The sequence below is a fragment of the Verrucomicrobiota bacterium genome, assembly GCA_019247695.1.
In the GTDB taxonomy this organism is placed as follows: domain Bacteria; phylum Verrucomicrobiota; class Verrucomicrobiia; order Chthoniobacterales; family JAFAMB01; genus JAFBAP01.
Genome location: JAFBAP010000091.1, coordinates 1 through 5055, shown reverse-complemented (window position 1 = coordinate 5055; position 5055 = coordinate 1). Strand labels below are relative to the sequence as shown.

Here is a 5055-nt window from a genome sequence, read left to right as displayed (position 1 = left end):
AGGTTGAAAGTCACGTGTTACGCACCCGTTCGCCACTCGAGCCGCCCCGGGCTTGCGCCCAGGCCGGCCCCGTCCGACTTGCATGTCTTATCCACGCCGCCAGCGTTCGTTCTGAGCCAGAATCAAACTCTCCGTTTAATCTGCTCTACCTTGTGTTGCAGGCCTTTTCAGGCCCGGCTCACAAGAAAAAAACTCTTAGCACTCGAAATCAACGATTCGCCCTTGGGTTGAGCCACCCTGCCGCTTAAGCTGCGTTCGCGCGCAACGCGCCGCGCAGTTTTCGCGGGTCTTTTTCGGGTTGCTTATGCTTGCGTCTGTTTGCTTGCTGTTTCGCAACATCCACCATCCCGGGCATTCAAACGCCCAGGACCACGCTGTCAAAAAACTTGGCCCGCCGTACGGTGGCGGCCGGGCCCGGGCCACTAAAAAAGCCCAACTTGATCGGCCGGCCTCGCTCCTGGCCCGCGGCTTGCGCCGCCGAAGCAGGAAGAAGCCGGGACAAAATTGAGCCAATTTGAAGTCCCGCCGGCCTTTTACAAGGCCGCCCTTTAAGTCGCCTTTCAGCGCCCAAAAAGGAAATCAACTTAACCCCCTCTCCCGTCTTCGCAACTAAAAAACTGTTAAGTTTTTTTAGTTTCGCCACCCGGCGGGCTTTCGCCCGCCCGGGTTCCCGGGCCGGGCGGTCACTATGCCCGCGTCAGGCCCGGCGTCAACCCCCCTTTTTTCGTGCCGATGAGCGGTTTTGTCCAGCCGGAGGACCGTACCAGGCCGGCAATCCAAACCGGCGAGGGGCGGTCGCGCGGTCATTGACCCGGGCTCAAGCAGATTTCCGGGTCGACGTGAACCCGGACCACTTCGGGAACGGCTGCGCGCAGTGCGCCCTCCAGGCCAGCCATAACCTCGTGGGCCACTTTTAGTTCGGTGGAGGGCGGGAAGCTCTGCTTGAGCGTTACGACGCAACCGTCATCCGTGGTCAGAACGTCCCCCACCACGATGTCCTGCGTCCCGGGAATCTCCCGAAGGGCGGCTTCCACCCGCGCCCTGACGGAGGCTTGGCGCACGGCAGGTTTCGGCCGTTCGTCCCGGGGCTCCAGGTGAATGCTGAGCTGCAATGGACCGGGCAACTCGCTCCGGACGGCACTCTCGAGGGCCTCCGAATGCTGGTGAGCTGCTTCGACGGAAAGTTCTTCGCTCACTTCAAGGTCGAGTTCCACTTTGACCCCGGCTGCCAGCGCGTACACGTGAATATTATGAACGTGCAGGCCAAGGCGGTCGGCAGCGGCTCGCACGCCGGTCGCGGGTCCCTCGCCGGCTGCGGCGACCGGCTCCACATGTACCGTCGTGTGTGCGCCTGCCAACTCAGCGGAAATTGCCCGTTCGACCTGCTCACTGATCTCGTGTGCGGATTCCAGCGATCCGCCGCGCGGGGTACCCAAGCTTACCTCCACGTAAGGCCGGCTGCCGACAAAACGGGCGCGAACCTGTGTGCTGCCTTTAACGACGCCTTCCACACCCTCCACCCGGTCCTTCAACCGTACCGTGAGGCGGGGGGAGACGTCATCCATGAGCGCCCGCACGGCCTCGGATCCGAGCCGCCAGACCGAGTGCAGCGCGATTGCCGCCACAACTAACCCGGCAATCGCATCGGCCCGGCCCACCAGCCAACCTGGTACCGGCACGGCCCTGGCCAGCGCCACCACGGCGAGCCCCAGCAGAACGGCCGCGGCACCGGCCATATCATTGGCAAAGTGCTCGGCATCGGAGGCCAGGGCGCTGCTGCCATGCTCCCGGGCAGCCTTGCGCAACGAGCGCGCCCTCAAAAAGTCGACGACCATCGACGCCAGCAGAACTGCAAAGGACCAAAAGGTAATTCTGGGGGGATCGGGATGTACCGCGATTTTTCGGATTGCATGGTAAATGATCAGAAAAGCCGTCGCCGCCAGCATGATCATGCCCGCCAGCGCCCCCAGGTTCTCGGCCCGCTCATGACCGTAAGGGTGGTTTTGGTCGGGCGGCACCGCGGCAACCCGCACAACCAACAAAGTGATCAGGCTCGAGACAACGTCCAAAAGCGAGTGGGCCGCCTCAGCCAGAAGGCCAAGGCTTCCGGTAAAAAGTCCGACCAGGAATTTCAATAAGGCCAGCACCCCGCTGGACAGGACGGATAGGGTGGCGATGGCCCATTTCGGGTCGGCCGCTTGCGGCTTCATGTCTGCGCCTTCTGCCGTCACGTCCGCTGCCTCCTTAACACGCCCGTGCCGCGATCCTTGAGGTCCGGTCGAAAAAAGTGCTTCTCGCAGATGTTACCATGCACAATGGGTTGCCGCGACCGTTTATCGTCTCCTTTAGTTCGCGAGGCAAGGCGGTTACGAAGCACCGGCTCCCCGTGGTTTGCGGTCGTCAGCCGGTGCACGGCTTCAACGCTCGAGGCGCCGGCTCATGAGAGGCCCCCCCTGCCTTAGACAAGGCGGGTGTCCAGCGCGTCCGGAAAGGGCCGTGACCCCGGCATTTCAGAAATCAAGCTCATGGGTGCGGGCCCGCCAGTGGGTGGGGCTCATGCCGGTGCACTTGTGAAACGCCCGGGTAAAGTCGTGCTGGCGCAGGTAACCGAGTTCGTGGGCGATCTCTTTGATCGAATGCTCCCCGGTAAGCAACAATTCCTTGGCCCGGTCCATCCGCAGGCGAACCAGCATGCCTTGCGGGGAAATGCCGAACAATCTACGAAATCGATGCCGGAGTGAATCGTGGGCGGGATCCAGGCTGAGCAGCATCGGTCCCGGTGAGGCTGGCTGGAAGGCGTGCCGGTGAATTTTCTGCCACAGCTCGAAACACTGCGGATCCAGTTTTTCCATCCCGTTAACGTCATTGGTTGGCGGGTGCATGCAGAGCCAGCGTGACACCTCGATCAGCTGAAGGGCCAGCAACACCGATGCGGCGGTTGCGTTGAGGAAACCGGCCGCGACTCTCTCAAACGCGATCTTCTGGCAGGTATTACAGAACCGCTGGCGCTGGAGGGCGGAAAGGCCGAGAACCCGGGCGTGGGGCGGGCGTTCAAACAGCGTACCAAATTCGTTTCTGATGCTGGAACTGGTGCGAAACTCCAACGCCCAAAGGCGAACCGGGACGTTACCCAGGTTCCAGAAGCCGTGCGCTTCCCCTTCAGTGAACAGGAAGAGCGTACCGGGCGCCGGACAAGCTTTGCTGCCCGAATGGCCGACGAGGGGCGTGCCATCCAGAACCAGCCAAAATTCGTCGTGCGGATGGGAATGCCATTCGAGAGCGGTGTCGGGCGCAGCCGTCTGGCTCGACACGCGCAGCGGGTTCAATGCGGCGGTCATTATCATATCCGGTTTTGAGTATATAGCATACTATCTGTATGCTTACTTTCCCTAAATTAGATATACTAAGATGTATGTCAAATAAAAAGATCTTAAAGGTTTCGGCCCTGCGTGCGTTCCGGGTAGAGAGATTCGGCTATGCCGGTCCGCGTGTTCATGGGGTGAAAGTTCGCACGCCGGTTTGCGGATTGAATCCTGCGACAGCCTGATATATCATTTGTCGGCATGCATAAGCGTCAACCGAAATACCAGCAGGTATTTGCTGAGCTTGAAGAGGGCATCCTCTCCGGCCGGTACTCACCCGGTCAAAAGCTCCCGAGTGAAGCGGCACTTCTGGAAGAATTCGGCACCTCCAGGATCACTGTGGTCCGTGCGCTGCGCGAACTGCAGCAGCGGGGGTTGGTGCAGCGCCGGGCCGGCTCCGGCACTTACGTTACGGCGGGCGTTCCGGGACGAACCGGGCTGCTGTTCGGGCTGTTGATTCCGAACCTGGGCGAAACCGAGATTTTCGGGCCGATCTGCCAGAGCATTGCGGAAGTGCTTCAAGGCCAGAAACATGCCTTATTGTGGGGCAACATGACGCCGGCCCCGGCGGCAGAAGCGAAAGAGGCGCAAAGCCTGGCCCTTTGCCGCCAATACCTTGCCCAGAAGGTGGCGGGTGTGTTTTTCTCCCCACTCGAGTGGACGCCGCAGAACGACCAGGTCAATCAGGCGGTCGTCGCCGTGCTTGAAGCAGCCCGTATCCCGATCATTCTGCTGGATCGTGGTCTGCTGCCTTACCCCAGACGCAGTCCGCACGACCTGGTTTCGATCGATCATCGGCGGGCCGGGTATCTGGGCACCGAACACCTGGTCCAACTTGGCTGTCGCCGCATTGTCTTTCTGGCCTATGCGAACTCTGCACCGACCATTGAAGCGCGGGTGGCGGGATACCAGGAAGCGCTGCTCCGCGCCGGCGTGGCGTTCGAACCGGATCTGGTCCAACAACTCCGCAGCAACGACGTACGCGAGATTGCCCAACTGATGCAACGGTTTAAACCGGAGGCCCTCGTCTGCGCGAATGACCGGACCGCCGGCCACGTGATGCGCAGCCTCCTGGAGCTGGATTACCGGATACCCCGGGACGTACGCATCGTGGGGATCGATGACGTCCAGTACGCGAGCTTGTTGCCCGTTCCCCTCACAACCGTTCATCAGCCGTGCCGCGACCTTGGGATCGCTGCGGCGGCGGCGATGCTGGAACGGATCACGGTGCCCGACCTGCCTCCGCGCGACATCCTGCTGGATTGCCGGCTGGTGATGCGCGAATCGTGCGGTACACCGGGTTCAGGTCCATCAAACGGGGGGCGGCCGCGAACGGTCAACGGGAATACCAGGGAACCGTGACGCAGGAGGCCGGCGCAGCCCAAAGCTGATATATCCGGTTGTTTGCCGGTGACGCGCAATGCCTCCCGGTTCGCTCCTCCTGCGGCCAGGGGAAGGCAGCCTGAGCGACCCTCCCCTGAATTGTCTGCCGGCGCTTGGCGGTGGATAAGATTGTGCCGGAGCGGGACCCCGGCAGCCCGCTCACTTACCGGCGAGGGAACGGCTGACGATTTCCTGCGCCTGTTCGACGATGGCCGCCAGGTGCTCCGGCCCCCGCAGGCTCTCGGCGTAGAGCTTGTAGATGTTCTCGGTGCCCGAGGGCCGCGCCGCAAACCAGCCGCTCTGGGCCACC

Annotated in this window: 4 protein-coding genes and 1 rRNA gene; 1 reads left to right on the top strand and 4 read right to left on the bottom strand. The window is 61.9% G+C overall.

Going from position 1 to position 5055, the window contains the following annotated elements; genetic code table 11:
• The 3 genes from JO015_10410 to JO015_10400 all read right to left on the bottom strand — a co-directional run.
• Positions 1–138, bottom strand: a 16S ribosomal RNA gene (locus tag JO015_10410); the annotation flags it as partial.
• A 665-nt stretch (positions 139–803) separates the two neighbouring features.
• Positions 804–2210: a cation diffusion facilitator family transporter gene (locus JO015_10405; GenBank protein MBV9999511.1), complete on the bottom strand. Its 1407-nt coding sequence runs from the start codon at positions 2208–2210 to the stop codon at positions 804–806.
• 300 nt (positions 2211–2510) lie between these two features.
• The gene (locus JO015_10400) at positions 2511–3338 is read right to left on the bottom strand and encodes an AraC family transcriptional regulator (protein MBV9999510.1); all 828 of its coding nucleotides are present in this window, start codon (positions 3336–3338) and stop codon (positions 2511–2513) included.
• 225 nt (positions 3339–3563) lie between these two features.
• Between JO015_10400 and JO015_10395 the strand changes: the two genes are divergently transcribed.
• Positions 3564–4724 (top strand): GntR family transcriptional regulator, encoded by a 1161-nt coding sequence (locus tag JO015_10395; protein ID MBV9999509.1) that lies wholly within the window; start codon positions 3564–3566, stop codon positions 4722–4724.
• A 180-nt stretch (positions 4725–4904) separates the two neighbouring features.
• Here JO015_10395 and JO015_10390 read toward each other — a convergent pair.
• The coding region (locus tag JO015_10390) for a hypothetical protein (GenBank protein MBV9999508.1) at positions 4905–5055 on the bottom strand (151 nt) is incomplete at its 5' end.

What these genes read in the sequence shown, in the direction of transcription:
- JO015_10405 (MBV9999511.1), bottom strand. Translation starts at nt 2,210, where the DNA reads ATGAAGCCGCAAGCGGCCGACCCGAAATGGGCCATCGCCACCCTATCC.
- JO015_10400 (MBV9999510.1), bottom strand. Translation starts at nt 3,338, where the DNA reads ATGACCGCCGCATTGAACCCGCTGCGCGTGTCGAGCCAGACGGCTGCG.
- JO015_10395 (MBV9999509.1), top strand. Translation starts at nt 3,564, where the DNA reads ATGCATAAGCGTCAACCGAAATACCAGCAGGTATTTGCTGAGCTTGAA.